At 69.4% G+C, this 17,419-nt stretch carries 17 protein-coding genes and 1 tRNA gene; 4 read left to right on the top strand and 14 right to left on the bottom strand.

The genetic code is table 11. The annotated features are described in order from the left end of the window. Window position 1 precedes the first annotated feature (1 nt). The 4 genes from ELQ94_RS04425 to ELQ94_RS04410 all read right to left on the bottom strand — a co-directional run bounded on the left by ELQ94_RS04425 (window position 2) and on the right by ELQ94_RS04410 (window position 3,405). Window positions 2–799, bottom strand: a complete 798-nt coding sequence (locus ELQ94_RS04425) for an ATP synthase subunit B family protein (RefSeq protein WP_127047626.1) — start codon at window positions 797–799, stop codon at window positions 2–4. 258 nt (window positions 800–1,057) lie between these two features. After that, window positions 1,058–1,861 carry an amino acid ABC transporter ATP-binding protein gene (locus tag ELQ94_RS04420; RefSeq protein ID WP_127047624.1) on the bottom strand — a complete coding sequence of 268 codons (804 nt, stop codon included), beginning with the start codon at window positions 1,859–1,861 and terminating at the stop codon, window positions 1,058–1,060. After that, window positions 1,851–2,507, bottom strand: coding sequence for an amino acid ABC transporter permease (locus ELQ94_RS04415; RefSeq protein WP_127047622.1), 657 nt, complete (start codon window positions 2,505–2,507; stop codon window positions 1,851–1,853). The genes ELQ94_RS04420 and ELQ94_RS04415 overlap by 11 nt, the downstream gene beginning before the upstream one ends. A 55-nt stretch (window positions 2,508–2,562) precedes the next feature. Beyond that, a complete protein-coding gene (locus tag ELQ94_RS04410; protein ID WP_127047620.1) occupies window positions 2,563–3,405 on the bottom strand; it encodes an amino acid ABC transporter substrate-binding protein in 843 nt (280 codons plus the stop codon). A 284-nt stretch (window positions 3,406–3,689) separates the two neighbouring features. On the opposite strand from ELQ94_RS04410, the gene ELQ94_RS04405 reads away from it, so the two are divergent. Beyond that, entirely contained in the window at window positions 3,690–4,193 is a 504-nt protein-coding gene (locus ELQ94_RS04405; protein ID WP_166404653.1) for a DUF3145 domain-containing protein, read from the top strand. 148 nt (window positions 4,194–4,341) lie between these two features. Here the strand turns inward: ELQ94_RS04405 and ELQ94_RS04400 are convergent, their stop codons facing one another. The 6 genes from ELQ94_RS04400 to aceE all read right to left on the bottom strand — a co-directional run bounded on the left by ELQ94_RS04400 (window position 4,342) and on the right by aceE (window position 12,042). Continuing rightward, window positions 4,342–5,586: a beta-ketoacyl-[acyl-carrier-protein] synthase family protein gene (locus ELQ94_RS04400; protein ID WP_127047618.1), complete on the bottom strand. Its 1,245-nt coding sequence runs from the start codon at window positions 5,584–5,586 to the stop codon at window positions 4,342–4,344. Window positions 5,587–5,742: 156 nt separating this feature from the next. After that, complete coding sequence (locus ELQ94_RS04395; RefSeq protein ID WP_106564265.1) at window positions 5,743–5,991, bottom strand: acyl carrier protein; 249 nt, start codon at window positions 5,989–5,991, stop codon at window positions 5,743–5,745. A gap of 82 nt (window positions 5,992–6,073) precedes the next feature. Next, window positions 6,074–7,078: a beta-ketoacyl-ACP synthase III gene (locus tag ELQ94_RS04390; protein ID WP_127047616.1), complete on the bottom strand. Its 1,005-nt coding sequence runs from the start codon at window positions 7,076–7,078 to the stop codon at window positions 6,074–6,076. 11 nt (window positions 7,079–7,089) lie between these two features. After that, entirely contained in the window at window positions 7,090–8,004 is a 915-nt protein-coding gene (locus tag ELQ94_RS04385) for an ACP S-malonyltransferase (protein WP_127047614.1), read from the bottom strand. Between the two features lie 94 nt (window positions 8,005–8,098). After that, a complete protein-coding gene (locus ELQ94_RS04380; RefSeq protein ID WP_208007540.1) occupies window positions 8,099–9,298 on the bottom strand; it encodes a PucR family transcriptional regulator in 1,200 nt (399 codons plus the stop codon). A 17-nt stretch (window positions 9,299–9,315) separates the two neighbouring features. Beyond that, on the bottom strand, window positions 9,316–12,042 hold the full coding sequence (gene aceE, locus ELQ94_RS04375; RefSeq protein WP_127047611.1) for a pyruvate dehydrogenase (acetyl-transferring), homodimeric type: 2,727 nt from the start codon (window positions 12,040–12,042) through the stop codon (window positions 9,316–9,318). A 216-nt stretch (window positions 12,043–12,258) separates the two neighbouring features. On the opposite strand from aceE, the gene ELQ94_RS04370 reads away from it, so the two are divergent. Both ELQ94_RS04370 and ELQ94_RS04365 read left to right on the top strand, forming a co-directional pair. Beyond that, entirely contained in the window at window positions 12,259–12,732 is a 474-nt protein-coding gene (locus ELQ94_RS04370; RefSeq protein ID WP_127047609.1) for a peroxiredoxin, read from the top strand. Window positions 12,733–12,891: 159 nt separating this feature from the next. Next, window positions 12,892–12,964 (top strand) — tRNA-Val (locus tag ELQ94_RS04365). 76 nt (window positions 12,965–13,040) lie between these two features. On the opposite strand, the gene ELQ94_RS04360 is transcribed toward ELQ94_RS04365, so the two are convergent. Further along, window positions 13,041–13,991 carry an EamA family transporter gene (locus ELQ94_RS04360; RefSeq protein WP_127047607.1) on the bottom strand — a complete coding sequence of 317 codons (951 nt, stop codon included), beginning with the start codon at window positions 13,989–13,991 and terminating at the stop codon, window positions 13,041–13,043. A gap of 72 nt (window positions 13,992–14,063) precedes the next feature. Between ELQ94_RS04360 and ELQ94_RS04355 the strand changes: the two genes are divergently transcribed. Beyond that, window positions 14,064–14,969, top strand: a complete 906-nt coding sequence (locus tag ELQ94_RS04355; RefSeq protein WP_127047605.1) for a LysR family transcriptional regulator — start codon at window positions 14,064–14,066, stop codon at window positions 14,967–14,969. Between the two features lie 82 nt (window positions 14,970–15,051). Here ELQ94_RS04355 and ELQ94_RS04350 read toward each other — a convergent pair whose 3' ends face one another. The 3 genes from ELQ94_RS04350 to ELQ94_RS04340 all read right to left on the bottom strand — a co-directional run bounded on the left by ELQ94_RS04350 (window position 15,052) and on the right by ELQ94_RS04340 (window position 17,374). After that, window positions 15,052–15,252 carry a hypothetical protein gene (locus ELQ94_RS04350; RefSeq protein ID WP_127047603.1) on the bottom strand — a complete coding sequence of 67 codons (201 nt, stop codon included), beginning with the start codon at window positions 15,250–15,252 and terminating at the stop codon, window positions 15,052–15,054. A gap of 76 nt (window positions 15,253–15,328) precedes the next feature. Next, a complete protein-coding gene (locus ELQ94_RS04345) occupies window positions 15,329–15,709 on the bottom strand; it encodes a GIY-YIG nuclease family protein (RefSeq protein WP_341807721.1) in 381 nt (126 codons plus the stop codon). 336 nt (window positions 15,710–16,045) lie between these two features. Continuing rightward, a complete protein-coding gene (locus ELQ94_RS04340; protein ID WP_208007539.1) occupies window positions 16,046–17,374 on the bottom strand; it encodes an MFS transporter in 1,329 nt (442 codons plus the stop codon). Window positions 17,375–17,419: the final 45 nt, after the last annotated feature.

Below are 17,419 nucleotides of genomic sequence, written 5' to 3'. Positions count from 1 at the left end.
ATCAGTACGCTCCCGTCGCGGGCGCCTGGTAGCCCGGTGCGCTCGAGACGGGAACGGTCGTCACCGGCGGTGCGACAACGGTCTCGGCGGCTCCGTCGTGAGTCGACGACGAGGTGCCCGTCGCGGCGGCGTCCGTCGCCTCATCGGCGGCGGAGTCCTTGGCCTCGCTCACGAGGCTCCGCGTGAGCCGACCGGCGACGACGCCGGCTATCGCGGCGACGGCGATGAAGGTACCCGGCTTCTTCCGGGCGAAGTCCTTCACCTCGGTGAGGAGCGAACCCGGGTCGCGGTCCTCGAGCCAGGTCGCGACCGAACCCGCGCGGCTCGCCGCCTGCGATACGAGATCGGTGGCCACGCCCGAGGAGGACGAGGCGTCCGACATGTCGCGCAATTCGTCGCTCAGGGTGTGCAGTCCCGCCGCAACCTTCTTCTGCTGCGTACCGGCCTGTTCGGTGAGCTGGGCGCGGGTCTCCTCGTAGAGCTCCGATGCCTCGCGCTTCGCGGTCGTCACGACCCTCCCGGCCTCGTCCTTGGCCGTGGAGGCGACATCCTTCGCGGAGTCGGCCGCAGTTCCTCCGACGTTCGCCGCCTGTTCCTTGGCCGTGGAAGCGACGTTGGCCGCCTGCTCCTTCGCCGTGTCGGCCGTGCCGGACGGGGTGGATCCGCCGGTCGGCGGGGTGGCGGGGGTCGCCGGGGTCGCGGTCGCGCCGTGGACCGACGGTGCCGCCGGGACGGGCGGGACGCTCGTCGAACCCGTGCCGCTCGTGGGGTGGGGCTCGGACGGATAGGTGTCAGTCATTCTCAGGTCCCTCTCGATTCTCCGATTGGTGTGGGTCGTGTGCGTTCGCCTCACGACCTCCCTCGAGTGTTCGCGGTCCACCGATCTGGAGAAAGTCCTCGCCTTTTCACCTCTCCTCGGGTTATAAGCGCGCGCGACGACGACGTGCGCACGCTCGCTGCAGCTACAGCAGGCAGCGGACGGACGCGGGCACACGGAAGCGGCCCGTCCACTCGGGGCCGTGGGACGGGCGAGGTGGCCGTCGGAGTCGCCTGACCCTCAGAACGGTCGCATGAGCCGATCGAGGAACCGGCGCGTGCGCTCCTCGCGCGGCGCGGTGAAGATGTCAGCCGGAGCACCGCGCTCGAGGACGACCCCGCCGTCCAGGAAGAGCACGTCGTCCGCGACGTCGCGGGCGAAGGCGAGTTCGTGGGTCACGACGACCATCGTCCAGCCGTCGTCGGCGAGACCCTTCATGACGGACAGGACTTCACCCACGAGCTCCGGGTCGAGCGACGACGTAGGCTCGTCGAAGAGCAGCAGCTGCGGGCGGAGGGCGAGCGCTCGGACGATCCCCACGCGCTGTTGCTGACCGCCGGAGAGCTCGGCGGGGAACGCGCCGCTCTTCCCGTGGAGTCCGACCCGGTCGAGCAGGGCGTGCGCCTCCTCCTCGACCTCCGCTCGGGGACGTCCCTGAACCCGCAGCGGCCCCTCCGTGACGTTCTCGAGCACGGTCAGGTGGGGGAAGAGGTTGTGCTGCTGGAACACCATCGCGGAGAGGTCGCGCACACGGTTGCGTGTCGCGTTCGTGAGCGGCTCCGAGAAGTCGACCTCGAGGCCCGTCAGGGGAGCGCGGAGGGTGCCGCCGTCGGGTGTCTCCAGCCCGTTGAGCGAGCGCAGCACCGTGGTCTTGCCGGAACCGGACGGCCCGATGAGGCACACGACACGTCCGGGGAGCAGATCGAGGTCGACCGACCGGAGGACGGCTGTGTCGCCGAACGACTTCGCGAGTCCCCGCACCTCGAGCATCGGTTCGGGCGGCGGCTCCGTGGCCTCGACGAGCTCGTCGGGATCAGGCGACATGGCGTTCGAGCCTCCGTTCGAGCCGGTCCTGCCCGGCGGAGAGCACGAGGCAGATGACCCAGTACAGCACGGCCGCCTCGACGTACAGCAGGAGGAACTCGTTCGAGAACGCTGCGATCTGCTGAGCGATCCGGAACATCTCGGTGACCAGGATGAGAGAGCAGAGCGCCGTGTCCTTCACGAGGCTGATGAAGGTGTTCGACAGCGGCGGGACGGAGACACGCGCCGCTTGCGGCAGGATGATTCGCCGGAGGGCGAGCCAGCGGGGCATCCCGATCATGTAGGCGGCCTCCCACTGGCCGCGCGGGATCGATAGGATCGCCGCGCGGATCACCTCGGCTGCATACCCTCCCACGTTGAGCGAGAGCGCGATGATCGCGCTCGGCCACGGGTCGATGATGACGTCGATCGACGGGAGTCCGAAGAAGATCACGTACAACTGGACGATCAGCGGGGTTCCCCGGATCACGGAGATGTAGAACCGGGCGATACCCGAGAGCCACCACCGGGGCGACAGCCGGGCGAGGGCGGCGAGCAGGGCGATCACGATCCCGATCGCGAACGATGCGAGAGCAAGCGGGATCGTGCCGGTGATGGCACCGACCGCGAGGGGTCCGAGCGACGAGAGCACGAGATCCCAGTCCACTCGTCATCCCTTCCGTCGTCTCGTCGTCAGCCCGCCCGAGCGGCGGAGGTCGCGCCTACTGGCTGACGTCCTCCCCGAAGTACTTCTCGGAGATCTCGGCCAGCGTACCGTTCGAGCGCAGCCCCTCGAGCGCCTCGTCGACCGCGGCCACGAGGTCGTCGCTGCCCTGTCGGAAGGCGAGGGCGTTCTCGGACGCGTCATCGGTCTCGTCGACGATCTTGAGGCCGGTGTCCCCACCCTCGGTCTGCTCGTAGTCGAGGTAGGTGAGCTCGTCGTTCACGGTCGCGTCGACGCGGCCCTGGCGGAGCAGCTCGACGGCCTGCGCCCAGCCCTCGACCGATTCGACGTTCGCGCCGTACCCGGTCGCGACCTCGTACCAGTTGCTCGTGAGCGACTGCGCGGAGGTCTTGCCGGAGAGATCCTCGAGCGAGGTGATGTCGGTGTTGTCCTCGGCCACGACGAGCACACCGGGAGAGATCGTGTACGGCGTGCTGAAGGAGTAGTCCTCGAGCCGCTCGGGATTGATCGACACCTGGTTCGCGATGACATCGAAGCGACCGGCGTCGAGTCCGCCGAAGATGCCGTCCCACTGGGTCTCCTGGAACTCGACCTCGACGCCGAGCTGCTCCGCGACGGCCGTCACGACCTCCACGTCGTATCCGGTGAGCGGTCCCGTCCCGTCCTCGTGGAACGAGAACGGGCGATAGGTGCCCTCCGTGCCGACGACGAGGACACCGGCGTCCTGGACCTGTGCGAGGGTGCGTCCGGCCGCCTCCGCCGACTCCGACGCGCCGGGTGTGCTCGCGGAGGAGGAGCACGCCGTGAGACCGAGGGCACCGACGAGGGCGATGCCGGCCAGGAGACGGCGGCGGACGGGAGAGGAGGTGAAGGGGGACATGGTTTCCTTGCTGGGTGTCGAGCGTGGTGAGCGGCCTGGAAATCGTAGGCGACGATCGGTCCGATCGCGTCGTCGTGTGACGGCGGATGACCGCGTGGACGTGCGGTCGTGGAGCGACCAGCACACCCCAGTGTGAACAGCGGATGACACCGCTGGTATTCCCCAGGAACCTGCGGCATAATCAACGATGTCGGTGGTCTCGTGTAGACGTCCGTCGAAATCGAATAGCACCACTCATCCGTCTTGGTCGTAGGGGAAGACGTACCAGGATGATGGAGGATGAAATGGTGGCACCAGCTGCACGAGGGATGATCTTCATCCACTCGTCACCGCGCGCGCTCTGCCCACACGTCGAGTGGGCTGCCGGTCGCGCCCTCGGGCGTGCCGTGAACTTCTCGTGGACCGAGCAGCCCGTGCTCGCGGGCAGCCAGCGGGCCGAGTTCTACTGGGACGGCCAGCAGGGCATGGGGGCCGCGATCGCCTCGTCCCTGCGCGGGTGGGAGCACTTGCGCTTCGAGGTCACGGAGGACGCCGGACCCGGAGCGGATGGCGGCCGCTGGTTGCACACGCCCGATCTCGGGATCTTCTACGCGCAGACCGACAGCGCGGGGAACGTCGTCGTGCCGGAGGACCGTATCCGCTACGCGATGGAGGTCGCCGGCTCCGATGCGACCGAGCTCCAGCGCGAACTGCGCGTGGCACTCGGTCAGGCGTGGGACGACGAGCTCGAGGCGTTCCGCCACGCGAGCGATGACTCCTCGGTCATCTGGCTCCACAAGGTCGGCTGACCCACCCCAGAGACCCGGTCGTCGCCCTGGCGCGGACCGTGTCAGCCGGAGGGCTTCCCGGCGACACGAGTGGCGAAACGGCGACGACCGAGAAACGAGAGAACCCCCGGCGGAAGGCTTCCCGCCGGGGGTTCTCCGCGTGAGCGGGTCAGCCGGAGAACGTCCGGAATGCGGCGACGGCGTTGTGACCGCCGAAGCCGAACGAGTTGCTGATGGCGATGTGATCGCCCTCGCCGAGCGACCGCGGCTCGGTGACGACGTCGAGCGGGATCTCGGGATCGGGCTCGGTGAGATTGATCGTCGGCGGGATGAGCGCCTCGTGGAGGGTCTTGACGACGAAGAGGGCCTCGATGGCCCCGGCTCCGCCGAGCAGGTGGCCTGTGGATGCCTTCGTGGCCGTGACCGGGATCTCGCCGAGGCGATCGCCGAAGACGCGCTTGAGGGCGTTGTACTCCGCGATGTCACCGACGGGGGTCGACGTGGCGTGGGCGTTGATGTGGGCGACGTCGTCGAGCGTGTATCCGCTGTTCTCGACGGCCGTGCGCATGGCTCGAGCGGCCGCCGAACCCTCCGGGTCCGGTGCGGTGATGTGGTACGCGTCGCTCGTCACCGCGCCGCCGAGCAGTTCGGCGTAGATGCGTGCGCCGCGCGCCTGCGCGTGCTCGAGCGTCTCGACGACGAGTGCTGCGGCGCCCTCGCCGAGGACGAAGCCGTCCCGCGTCACGTCGTAGGGTCGCGAGGCCGTCGCCGGCTCGTCGTTGCGCTTCGACAGCGCCTGCATCGCCGCGAACGAGGCGATGGGCAGCGGGTGGATGGCCGCCTCGGAGCCGCCGGCGACGACGACGTCCGCGAGACCGGCCTGCAGGTGGTCGTAGGCGTTCGCGATGGATTCGGTGCTCGAGGCGCACGCCGACACGACGGTCCGCTCGCCTCCGCGGGCTCCGAGATCCATGCCGATAGCCGCGGCCGGGCCATTGGGCATGAGCATGGGGACGGTCATGGGCAGGACGCGTCGGGGACCGCGCTCGCGCAGCGTGTCCCACGCGTCGAGGAGGGTCCACACGCCGCCGATCCCGGTCGCCCAGTCGACGAGCAGCCGCTCGGGGTCGACGCCGACGTCTCCCGCGTCCGCCCAGGCCTCGCGTGCGGCGATGAGGGCGAACTGGCTCGAAGGGTCGAGGCGCTTGGTCTCCTGACGCAGCAGGATGTCGGCGGCGGGGACGGCCGCCTGGGCCGCGAAGGTGATGGGGAGGGCCAGTTCCTCGACCCAGGGCTGTTCGAGCGGGCGAGCGCCCGATGCGCCTGCCAGGAGGTTCGTCCACGACTCCGTGGCGGTCCCTCCGAGGGGCGAGGTGGCACCGATTCCGGTGATGACGATTCTCTTGGTGGTCATGTCGAGAACTCTTTCTGGATCACTGCCCGCGGCCGGCCGGCGACGGGGTGCGCTCCGCTCCGCCGCGAGGAGGACGGGGCGCCGGTCGGACGAACCGACCGGCGCCCCGGACTACCGCGCGCTCGTCACGGGGTGATGCGGGAGGGTGAGTCCCGGTCAGCCCTGCGCCTTGACGATGAAGTCGACGGCATCTCCGACCGTCTTGAGGTTCTTGACTTCCTCGTCCGGGATCTTCACGTCGAACTTCTCCTCGGCGTTGACGACGATCGTCATCATCGAGATGGAGTCGATGTCCAGGTCGTCGGTGAACGACTTGTCCAGCTCGACGGTGTCGGTGGCGATTCCGGTCTCGTCGTTGACGAGCTCGGCCAGGCCGGCGAGGACTTCTTCGGTGGACAGTGCCATGGTGTTTCTCCTTGAGTGTCGTATGACCGCGGAACAGTCTATGGGGGAGGTGGCCCGGTCGTCGTCCGACCGGGCCGGGGATCTAGGGGAGGACGACGACCTGGGCGCCGAACACGAGCCCGGCGCCGAAGCCGATCTGGAGAGCCAATCCGCCGCTCAGAGCGGGATTCTCCTCGAGCAGGCGGTGGGTCGCGAGCGGGATCGAGGCGGCCGAGGTGTTGCCGGTCGTCGCGATGTCGCGGGCGATCGCGACGTGCTCCGGCAGCTTCAGCTGCTTCGCGAACTCGTCGATGATGCGCATGTTGGCCTGGTGGGGGATGAAGGCGGCGAGGTCGTCGACGGTGATGCCGGCCTCGTCGATCGCCTGCTGGGCGACCTTCGCCATCTCCCACACGGCCCAACGGAAGACGGTCTGGCCCTCCTGGCGGAGGGTGGGCCACACGGCCTTGCCGTCGCGGAAGTCGACGAGCGTGCCGCTCATGCTCACGGCGTCGGCCTTGGACCCGTCGGATCCCCAGACGGTGCTGGAGATGCCGGGAGTCTCGCTCGGCCCGATGACGGCCGCTCCTGCACCGTCGCCGAGGAGGAACGAGATGCTCCGGTCCGCGGGATCGACGATGTCGGAGAGCTTCTCCGCCCCGATCACGAGCGCGTTGCGGGCGCTTCCGGCGCGGATGAGGGCGTCCGCCTGGGCGACGGCGTAGGTGTAGCCCGCGCACGCCGCGTTCACGTCGTAGGCGGCGGCCGGGTTGGCTCCGACCCGATCGGCGACGACCGCGGAGATCGAGGGGGACTGCATGATGTTGCTGATCGTCGCGACGAGCACGACGTCGATCTCGGCCGGGTCGACGCCCGAGCGTTCGATGGCCTCGGTCGCCGCAGCTGTCGCGAGGTCGACGGCGGACACGTCGGCGGAGGCGCGGGTGCGGGTGATGATGCCGGTGCGCTGCCTGATCCACTCGTCGGAGGAGTTGATCGGCCCGATGAGATCGTCGTTCGGGACGATGCGGTCACCGCGGGCGGCGCCGAGCGCGAGGATGCGGGTGAAACGGGGCCCCGTCGACTGACGGAGTTCTGGGCGTGTCATGGATGTCCTTGTCAGGCTGCGATGAGGTCCACGGCGGCCTGGAGGTCGTCGGGGGTCTTGATGGCGACGGTGGGAAGGCCCTTGAGCCCGCGCCGGGCGAGGCCCGTGAGTGCACCGGCCGGGGCGACCTCGATGAGGCCCGTCGCGCCGGCGTCGGCGAACGCCGTCATGCAGGCGTCCCAACGCACGGGGGCGGCGACCTGGGTGACCAGGAGGTCGAGGAAACGGGAGCCGTCCTCCACCCGGGAACCGTCGTTGTTCGTCCAGAGGGGGAGCGTGGGGGAGTTGGCGGTGACGCCGGAGACCGCGGAGGCGAGCTCGGCGCGGGCGTCCTCCATGAAGCGGGTGTGGAAGGCCCCGGCGACCTGCAGGGCGATCACGCGGGTGCCGGCGGGCGGTGCGGCGGAGAAGGAGGCGAGGTCCTCGGCACGGCCGGCGACGACGATCTGGCCGCCACCGTTGTAGTTCGCGGCGGAGAGGCCGGCGGCCTCCGCGGCCGCGACGACCGCTGCGGGCTCGCCGCCGAGCACGGCGCTCATGCCGGTCTTCTCGGTGGAGGCGGCACCGGCCATGGCGTCGGCGCGCGTGCGCACGAGGCGAAGGGCGGTGACGTCGTCCACGACGCCCGCGACGGCGGCCGCGGTGAACTCGCCGACGGAGTGCCCCGCGATACCGCCGACGCCCGCGAGGGCGCCGCGAGCGGCGAGTGCGTGCGCGGTGACGAGGCCGGCCGCCACGATGAGGGGCTGCGCGATCGCCGTATCACGGATGGTGTCGGCGTCCGAGGTCGTGCCGTGGGCCACGATGTCGATCCCGGCGGCGTCCGAGAACCCGGCGAGGAGCTCGCGGACTCCGTCCACGTCGAGCCAGGGGGTGAGGAAACCGGGAGTCTGAGAGCCCTGACCCGGGCACGCGAGGATGATCACCTTGACAGTCTGCCAAGGGAATCGAGCCTCGCGCTGTCGACATGCCACGAACATTCGAGCCGAGCATTGGCGATGGCGCACAACCCGGGGCCCATCACAGCCCCCTCCGGTGCGGCCTGGTCTCCTGCTCGGAGATCGATCCGAGGATCAGGGCGGATTGCAGGATGAGGGATTCGCGGGCACCGGTCGCGTCCCAACCGATCACGTCGGACACTCTCTTGAGGCGGTAACGAACGGTGTTCGGGTGCACGAACAGCTCACGCGCCGTCGCCTCGAGCGACCGGCCGCTGTCGAGGTAGCTCCACAGCGTCGTCGCGAGTTCGGGGGAGTGGGCCATGAGTGGACGGTAGATGCGTTCGACGAGTGTCGTGCGGGCGAGCGGATCACCGGCGAGCGCGCGTTCGGGGAGGAGATCGTCGGCCGAGACGGGGCGGGGGGCGTGACGCCACGACCGGGCGACGGCGAAACCCGCGAGGGCCGCCCGCGCGCTGCGCGAGGCGTCCACGAGGCTCGCGACCTCGTGGCCGAGGACGAGGTGGCCCGCGCCGAACCCGGGTTCGAGTCCCGCGGCGATCTCGAGGAACGACAGAGCCTCGGGCTGGGAGCCGTCCTCCGCCTCCTCTGAGCGCGGTTCGGCGCGACCGATGACGAGGACGAGCCGCTTGCCCTGCACCCCGATGAGCACGTCGGCGAGCATGTGCCGGGCGGTGCGGCGCAACTGGTCGACGTCGAGCGACGGCGGAGTCGTGCCGACGAGCACCGCGACTTCGCCGTGGCCGTGCCAGCCCAGCGCCGCGATCCGGCTCGGGAGCTCGTCGTCGGTCTCACCCGTGAGGATGGAGTCGACCACGAGGGCCTCGAGTCGCGCGTCCCAGAGACCGCGGGCCTCGGCGGCGCGGGCGTAGACGTCCGCCGCGGCGAACGCGATCTCGCGCGAGTACAGCAGGATCGCCTCGCGGAGGTCTTCGCCGGCCCCGGCGACCCGTTCCTCCACGACCTCGACGGTCACACGGATGAGCTGCAGGGTCTGCTGCAGGCTCACCGAGCGCAACAGCTCGCGCGGAGCGGCGCCGAAGACGTCCGCCGCGATCCACGGGGTGGCCCGCGGGTCGTCGTACCACGCGATGAAGGAGCTGATGCCCGCCTGGGCGACGAGGCCGACGGCCGATCGTCGCCCAGGGGGCATGTCCGCGTACCAGGGCAGAGTGTCCTCGAGGCGACCGAGGGTCACCGTCGCGAGCTCACCCGAGATCCTGCGCAACCACGCGAGAGTCTCCGGCTTCGTCCTGGCCACGGAGGGGTGTCGCTTCGTCAGGCGTCGCCACCGGCGTTGCCGGTGGTTCCCGCCGTGACGTCGTGCAGGTTGTACTTGTCGATCGCCTGCGTCGGCAGCGATGCGTCGACCACTCCCTGTGCGGCGAGGCGCTCGAGCACCTTCACGACGACGGACGGGCCGTCGATCTTGAAGAACCGGCGAGCGGCCGCGCGGGTGTCGGAGAATCCGAACCCGTCGGCTCCGAGCGTCGCGAAGTCGTTCGGCACGAACTGACGCACCTGGTCGGCGACCGCGTGCATGTAGTCCGTGACGGCGACGACGGGGCCCTCGGCACCCTCGAGCTTCGACTGCAGGTAGGGGACCCGCTTCTCCGCATCGGGGTAGAGGAAGTTGTGCTCGTCGGCGGCGAGGCCGTCGCGGCGCAGCTCGTTCCACGAGGTCACCGACCACACATCGGCGGATACGCCCCAGTCCTCGGCGAGGAGGTGCTGGGCCTCGATCGCCCACGGCACGGAGACGCCCGCCGCGAAGATCTGGGCCTTCGGCCCATCGTTCTCTGCGGTCTTGACCCGGTGGATACCGCGGACGATGCCGTCGACGTCCACGTTCTCCGGCTCGGCCGGCTGCACGATCGGCTCGTTGTACACCGTGAGGTAGTACATGACGTTGGGGTCGGAGTGCTCCCCGCCGTACATGCGCTCGAGGCCGGCGCGCACGATGTGCCCGATCTCGTAGCCGTACGCCGGGTCGTAGCTCACCACGGCCGGGTTCGTCGACGCGAGGAGCGGCGAGTGGCCGTCAGCGTGCTGAAGGCCCTCACCTGTGAGCGTCGTGCGGCCGGCGGTGGCGCCGATGACGAAACCGCGTGCCATCTGATCGCCCGCTGCCCAGAGGGCGTCGCCCGTGCGCTGGAACCCGAACATCGAGTAGAAGACGTACACGGGGATGAGGGCCTCGCCCTGCGTCGAGTATGTCGTGCCGATGTTCGTGAACGCCGCGAGGGCGCCGGCCTCGTTGATGCCGACGTGCACGATCTGGCCCTGCGGGCTCTCCTTGTACGCGAGGAGGAGCTCGCGGTCGACCGAGGTGTAGTGCTGGCCGTTCGGGTTGTAGATCTTCGCCGACGGGAAGAACGCGTCCATACCGAAGGTGCGCGCCTCGTCCGGGATGATCGGGACGATGCGGTGCCCGAAGTCCTTCGAGCGCAACAGGTCCTTCAGGAGCCGGACGAACGCCATGGTCGTGGCGATCTCCTGCGTTCCGGAGCCCTTCTTGCTGATGGCGTACGCCGAGTCGTCCGGCAGGCTCAGCTGCGTGTACTTGCTGCGACGCTCGGGCAGGTAACCGCCGAGTTCGCGGCGACGCTCGTGCATGTACTCGAGTGCCTCGTCGCCCTCTCCCGGGTGGAAGTACGGCGGGAGGTACGGGTTCTCCTCGAGCTTCTCGTCCGTGATGGGGATGTGCATCGCGTCGCGGAAGGTCTTGAGGTTGTCGAGCGTCATCTTCTTCATCTGGTGGGTCGCATTACGCCCCTCGAAGCTCGGTCCGAGGCCATAGCCCTTGACCGTCTTCGCCAGGATGACCGTGGGCTGGCCCTTGTGCTCGGCCGCCGCCTTGAAGGCCGCGTAGACCTTCCGGTAGTCGTGGCCACCGCGCTTCAGGCCCCAGATCTGGTCGTCGGAGTAGTCCTCGACGAGCTTAAGCGCGCGCTCGTCCTTCCCGAAGAAGTGCTCGCGGATGAACGCGCCGCTCTCCGCCTTGTAGGTCTGGTAGTCGCCGTCGGGCGTCTGGTTCATGACGTTGAGCAGGGCGCCCTCGGTGTCGCGAGAGAGCAGGTCGTCCCATTCGCGGCCCCAGACGACCTTGATGACGTTCCAGCCGGCGCCGCGGAAGAAGCTCTCGAGCTCCTGGATGATCTTGCCGTTTCCGCGGACGGGTCCGTCGAGGCGCTGCAGGTTGCAGTTGATGACGAAGTTGAGGTTGTCGAGTCCCTCGTTCGCCGCCACCTGGAGTTGACCGCGGCTCTCGACCTCGTCCATCTCGCCGTCGCCGAGGAATGCCCAGACCTGCTGGTCGGACGCGTCCTTGATGCCGCGGTTGGTGAGGTACTTGTTGGCGTGAGCCTGGTAGATCGCGTTGATCGGGCCGAGGCCCATCGACACGGTGGGGAACTGCCAGAACGACGGCATGAGGCGCGGGTGCGGGTAGGACGAGAGTCCGCCGGCCTGGTGCGACTTCTCCTGGCGGAACCCGTCGAGCTGGTCCGTCGAGAGCCGACCCTCGAGGTAGGCCCGGGCGTAGGTGCCGGGGGAGGCGTGGCCCTGGATGAAGATCTGGTCTCCACCGCCCGCGTGGTCCTGGCCGCGGAAGAAGTGGTTGAAGCCCACCTCGTAGAGCGCGGCGGAGGATGCGTAGGTGGAGATGTGGCCGCCGACGCCGATTCCGGGCCGCTGCGCACGGTGCACCGTGATCGCGGCGTTCCACCGGATCCAGGCGCGGTACTTGCGCTCGAGCTCCTCGTCGCCCGGGAAGGGTGCCTCGTTCTCCGGGGCGATGGTGTTGATGTAGTCGGTGGTGGGCACCATCGGAACTCCGAGGTGGAGCTCCTTCGACTGCTTCAGGAGGCTCAGCATGATCTCGCGAGCGCGACCGCTTCCGCGGGCCTCGACGAGCGCTGCGAGCGACTCCTGCCATTCGGCCGTCTCTTCCGGATCGGAATCGCTGTGGCCTACCGAATACGGGTCCTGATCGTGAACAGTCACCGTCGACCTTTCTGTGTGGGGCAGATCGTGCCGGGTTGAGCGGGGGACCCCGCCGTACGGCGCCGCCCTTATCGTGGGGGCGCGCCCATCCCAACCAGCCTACCCATCAGTGCATGCTCGCGCGTCACGCACCGCCCGGGGGTTGCGGGGTTAGGATTGCTGACCGAGTCCACGTGCGCCCGCCCGTCGACCGGCGTGACGAGGAAGAAGAGGTCCATGGCACTCGAGAACGACACGAGGGCTCCCGACTTCGAACTCCTGGATCAGTACGGCGAGGCGGTGCGTCTGTCGTCGTTCCGCGGGAAGAGGCCCGTCGCCGTGGTCTTCGTGCCCCTCGCCTTCTCGGGCATCTGCACGAACGAGATGTGTGCATTGAGCGACAATCTCTCGATGTTCGCGGATGCGGGCGTCGAGCTCCTCGCGATCTCCGTCGACTCGACCTTCTCCCTCCGGGCGTGGGGCGAGAAGGAGGAGTTCCCGTTCCGCCTCCTCGCCGACTTCTGGCCCCACGGCCAGGTGGCCAAGGAGTACGGCGTGTTCCTGCCGGAGCGCGGCCAGGCCAACCGTGCCACCTTCCTCATCGACGTCGACGGCATCATCCGCGCGAGCTTCATCACCGCTCCGGGCGAGGCGCGCGATATCGCCGCCTACCGCACGGCCCTCGACGAGCTGCGACGCATCCCCGTCTGAGGCCGCTGCCACAGAGTCGTCCAGCTGCGCGCTTTCATGCGCCCGGATGGAATGGAATCGCGCGAACGGGCTCCATCGGAGCGGACGCTGTCTCCCGCCTCTCGGAATGCGCGAGGGGCGAGTGCTCCGCTAGGATCGATGCGCGCCGAGAGGCGTGAGGGGCCTTTAGCTCAGTTGGTAGAGCGCCACGTTTACACCGTGGATGTCATCGGTTCGAGCCCGGTAGGGCCCACCCCTCCCTGATCCTCGCGGTGGTCCCGAATTCGCTCACGGGGTTCCGCCCTCCGGTGTTGGCGCGCTCTTCCGAGTCAGCGCGCGGTGGTCGCCCCCACCTCGTGCGCCGTCGGCGCGGGCAGATCGAGCGGGGCGGCGAGGCCATCGGCCGCAGCCGGCCCGCGCCGGCGGCCGTCGAACACGATCACGGCCGCTGCGAGCCCGGCGAGCATGACGGCGCCACCGATGATGTCGGTGACGCTCGGCTGCTCGTGCTGCACGACCCAGGCCGCGGCGATCCCGATGACGGGGACGAGGAGCGTGAACGGAGCCACCCGCGCGGCCGGGTAGCGGGCCATCAGGGAGTTCCAGATGCCGTAGCCCACGAGAGAGGCGGCGACCGCCGTGTACACGGTGCTCAGGATCGCGGCGAGCGACAAGTGAGCGAGGGCGTCGCCCACGACCGTCGGTCCGTCGACGAGGAGCGAGAGCGCGAAGCTCGGGATCGGAACGACGAGGGCCGACCACACCACGAGCGACAGCCCCGAGCTGATCTTCGCGTGGCGGGTGATGACGTTGCCCGTGGCCCAGGAGAGCGCGGCGGCGAAGATGAGGAGGAGCGCGAGCAACGGCACGATGGCGGCCTGTCCCGAGATCACGATGCCGAGGCCGATCATTCCGACGATCGTGCCGACGATCTGCATGCGTCTCGGCTTCTCGCGCAGGGTGACGCTCGCGAGGATGAGCGTGAAGACCACCTGCACCTGCAGGAGGAGCGACGCGAGCCCTGGCGGCATGCCCGCAGCGAGCGAGAGGTACAGCAGGGAGAACTGTCCGAGGCTCAGGAAGAGTCCGATGAGGACCACGATGTGCCACGGCGCCTTCGGTCGGGGCACGAGGAAGATCGCCGGGATGGCGACGATGACGAACCGCAGGGCGAGGAACAGCAGGGGAGGCACGCCGTCGAGCCCCTCGTCGATGATCACGAAGTTGAACCCCCACAGGACGACGACGAGCAGGGCGAGCAGGGTGTGGCGGGGGGTCATGGGTTCAGCCTGCCAGTGGTGATCATGCAAAACCAGCGACTACCCACACCCTTAAACCGGTAGCGTTCGTACATGATTGATCTGACGTCCCTCCGGTCCCTCATCGCCGTGCGCGACCTCGGTACGGTCGCGTCGGCCGCCGCCAGCCTCGACTTCACGCCCTCCGCGGTGTCTCAGCAGATCAAGCGCCTGGAGCGTCAGACCGGCTCGGCGCTCCTCGAGCGAGTGGGGCGCCGCGTGCTGCTCACCGAGCACGGCCGCCTCGTCGCCGATCGCGGGGTCGCCCTCCTCGGGGATCTCGAGGCGCTCGAGAGCATCGCGCACGCCCCGGACGCGCCTCTCACGGGCACGTTCCGCATCGCATCGTTCTCGACCGCCCACCGGGGTCTCGTCGCACCGCTCATCGCGCGGCTGCGCGCCTCCGCCCCGGGCCTGCGCGTCACGACGACCGAGATGGACCCGTGGGACGTACTCGAGGTGCTCGAGCGCGGCCGCGCCGACATGGGGCTCGTGCACAACTGGAACACCGTCACGCTCGACGTTCCCCCGCTGCTCGCGACCGAGCGTCTGTTCGACGATCGTGTCGACGTGCTCGTGCCGGTCGATCACGCGTTCGCGGGTCGGACGTCCGTGACGCCGGCCGAACTGGGCGAGGAGACCTGGGTGAGTACGCTCGTCGGCACGATCTGCCATCAGGGTCTGTGCCAGCTGCTCGCCGGTGCCGGCCACCACGCCGACATCGCCTACTACGACGCCGACTACAGCTCCCACATCGCCATGGTCGACGCGGGGATCGCTGTAGCCCTCCTGCCGCGCCTCGGGCGACCGGCGCTGCCGGCGGGCGTTGTGCCCGTCCCCGTCGAGGCCGAGATACCGTTCCGCGAGGTCTCGGCCGTCTGGCGCCGCTCGACGGCCGAGAACCCGGCCCTCGCCTTCGTCCGCCGCGAGCTCGACTCCCTCATCACCGACCGCGGCTGACGTTCCCGTCGATCTGGTCATCCGCACCGATCACGAGGGGTACCGTCATCACGGCTGGCGTGCACGGAGCGCGCCGCACGCGTCAGATCGAGGGTTTCCTCGTATACCAGGCCACGAGGACGTCGTCTTCGTGGTGTCCGGTCGCGTCGTCGACGGCATCGACGTCCTCGCCGACGCGGTCGAGGACGTACTCCCCGTTGTTGGTCGTGTACGTCTCGGGCGGGGTGACGCCGACGAATTCGACGTCGTTCTCATCGGGCAGGATCAATCGGATGTTCGACATGGCTCCACTCTTCCGGCGTCGGCGGCCGTGGTCGAGGGATGGCGGTAACGCGTCCGACCGCGTAGAGCGGATCGATTCACCCGCGGAGGGCGACCGCATCCGCGACCCAGCGCGCGTGGCGGGCCCAGGGGTCGTCGATGCCGGCAGCGAGTTCGGTGATGTGGCGGTCGAGCGCGGGGCCGGGGGAGAACCACTCGGAGGTGCCCTGGCGAAGATTCGCGAACTGCGTGTGGCGTCGACGCTCCACGAGGCGGTCGCCGCGCTCGAACGCCAGCACGTCGTCGTGCCAGAGCCGTTGGAGCCGCTGACGGGGGTTCGCGGTCGTGCCGATCTTGATGCGGTCGTCGAACCGGATGTAGTAGACCACGTCGACGCGCGGGGGTGGGAGTTCGCCGTCGAGGACCTCGCCGACGCGCCACTCGCACGCGGCGCAGAGCCACCCGGACGGATAGCGCACGCCGAGACGCGACCCGCAGGCGCGGCACGGGGTCGGAAGGGCGTCGGTGTGTCCCGCTTCGGCGTCGATCCAGTCGCCGACCGCCCCGAGGTGTGCTGTGCAGAGCGGGACGGGAGCATGGTCGGCCGGTCGCGGGCATGGCCCCGAGCGCGTCGAGGCGATACACGCTGCGCTGCCGGATTCGAACATACGTTCGATCATCGTCTCCGGACGCCGTCCGCGCAAGCGTCCACACCGTGGCCCGCACGGCCGAGCGGCCGCGGGGACGCCTCAGCACCCGACGGCGGCACGACGTCGAGGGCGCTCTCCTGAGCGCGAGAGACCCCGGAGAACCGACTACGGGGTGGGGGAGTCCGCGTTGTAGTGACGGAAGCTCGGCGTGAGGCGCAGGCACAGGGCGATGAGCGCCATGATGAGGATTCCACCGAGCAGCGGGGGGACCCACACGGCCACCACGAGCGCGAGCACGCCGACGTAGAAGTCGCCCACACGTGGTCCGCCCGTGACGACGACGGTGAAGATTCCCTGCAGGCGGCCCCGCATGTTGTCGGGCACGGCGGACTGCAGCATCGTGTTCCGGAAGATCGAGCTCACGTTGTCGGCGGCACCCGTGCCGGCCATCATCACCGCAGCGATGGTGAGAGCGACGATACTCGCGCCCTCGATGTCGGTCGTCGGCCGCGTCCCGCCGGTCAGAGCCAGGAACGCGAGCACGGCGCCGAACCCCGCTACGAAGGCCCCGTAGACGGCGATGGACCAGCCGATAGCGATGCCGTGCTTCCGAACCAGTCCGATGCGTCCGGAGAACAGGCTGCACACGAGGGTGCCGACGGCGCTCGCCGCCGTGAGGATGCCGACCGTGACGGCACCGCCGCCGATGACGAGCGCCCCGACGGCGGGGAACAGCGCGTGCGGACGCCCGAAGGTCATCGCGATGATGTCGACGATGAAGGACATCCGGATGTTCGGAGCGCCCTTCAGGAAGCGCAGACCGGTGCGCACGGACTCGAGTCCCGGCCGGTGCCGTTCGCCCTCTGGGCGGATCGAGGGCAGGGTCACGATGCCGAGGAACGCCGCGGAGAAGAGGATCACATCGATCGTGTAGGTCCACCCGAAGCCCACCGAGGCGACGAGTACGCCGGCGAGCGCCGGGCCGACCGTCACCATCACACCCATGCTGACGCCCCCGAGGGCCGATGCGGCCGGGAGGAGTTCGCGGGAGACCAGTCGGGGCACGATCGCCTGCCTGGCGGTGCCCGTGATGGTCGCGGCCACGGACGTCAGGGTCGTGAGCACGTAGAACGGCCACAGCACCTCCGATCCGCCCCACGCCACGAGGGCGAGACCGATCGTCGCGAGCCACGCGACGCTCGAGGAGGCGAGGGCGACGCGGCGGCGATCGAAGGCGTCCGCGAGCATCCCGCCGTAGAGGCCGGCCGCGATCATCGGGATGAGAGCGAGAGTGCCGACCATCGCCACGGCGAACGTGGAACCGGTCAACTCGTACACGTGGAGTCCCACGGCGACGATCGTCATCTGACCGCCGATCCCGGCGATCGCGCTGCCCGCCCAGAGTCGGGCGAACGCGGGGCTCTGCCGGAGGGGGCTGATGTCGATCAGGTGCCCGCGCCTCGCCGGGGACGAGGACGGAGGAGCTGATGGCACCAGAGGAGTCTACGTCGCCGCCGGGCGCTCGCGGCCGCTCGCGGA

Source organism: Labedella endophytica, from assembly GCF_003990045.1.
Classification (GTDB): Bacteria; Actinomycetota; Actinomycetes; order Actinomycetales; family Microbacteriaceae; genus Labedella; species Labedella endophytica.
This window is presented reverse-complemented; position numbering and strand designations above follow the sequence as displayed.

What these genes read in the sequence shown, in the direction of transcription:
- ELQ94_RS04425 (WP_127047626.1), bottom strand. Translation starts at nt 799, where the DNA reads ATGACTGACACCTATCCGTCCGAGCCCCACCCCACGAGCGGCACGGGT.
- ELQ94_RS04420 (WP_127047624.1), bottom strand. Translation starts at nt 1,861, where the DNA reads ATGTCGCCTGATCCCGACGAGCTCGTCGAGGCCACGGAGCCGCCGCCC.
- ELQ94_RS04410 (WP_127047620.1), bottom strand. Translation starts at nt 3,405, where the DNA reads ATGTCCCCCTTCACCTCCTCTCCCGTCCGCCGCCGTCTCCTGGCCGGC.
- ELQ94_RS04405 (WP_166404653.1), top strand. Translation starts at nt 3,690, where the DNA reads ATGGTGGCACCAGCTGCACGAGGGATGATCTTCATCCACTCGTCACCG.
- ELQ94_RS04400 (WP_127047618.1), bottom strand. Translation starts at nt 5,586, where the DNA reads ATGACCACCAAGAGAATCGTCATCACCGGAATCGGTGCCACCTCGCCC.
- ELQ94_RS04395 (WP_106564265.1), bottom strand. Translation starts at nt 5,991, where the DNA reads ATGGCACTGTCCACCGAAGAAGTCCTCGCCGGCCTGGCCGAGCTCGTC.
- ELQ94_RS04390 (WP_127047616.1), bottom strand. Translation starts at nt 7,078, where the DNA reads ATGACACGCCCAGAACTCCGTCAGTCGACGGGGCCCCGTTTCACCCGC.
- ELQ94_RS04370 (WP_127047609.1), top strand. Translation starts at nt 12,259, where the DNA reads ATGGCACTCGAGAACGACACGAGGGCTCCCGACTTCGAACTCCTGGAT.
- ELQ94_RS04360 (WP_127047607.1), bottom strand. Translation starts at nt 13,991, where the DNA reads ATGACCCCCCGCCACACCCTGCTCGCCCTGCTCGTCGTCGTCCTGTGG.
- ELQ94_RS04355 (WP_127047605.1), top strand. Translation starts at nt 14,064, where the DNA reads ATGATTGATCTGACGTCCCTCCGGTCCCTCATCGCCGTGCGCGACCTC.
- ELQ94_RS04350 (WP_127047603.1), bottom strand. Translation starts at nt 15,252, where the DNA reads ATGTCGAACATCCGATTGATCCTGCCCGATGAGAACGACGTCGAATTC.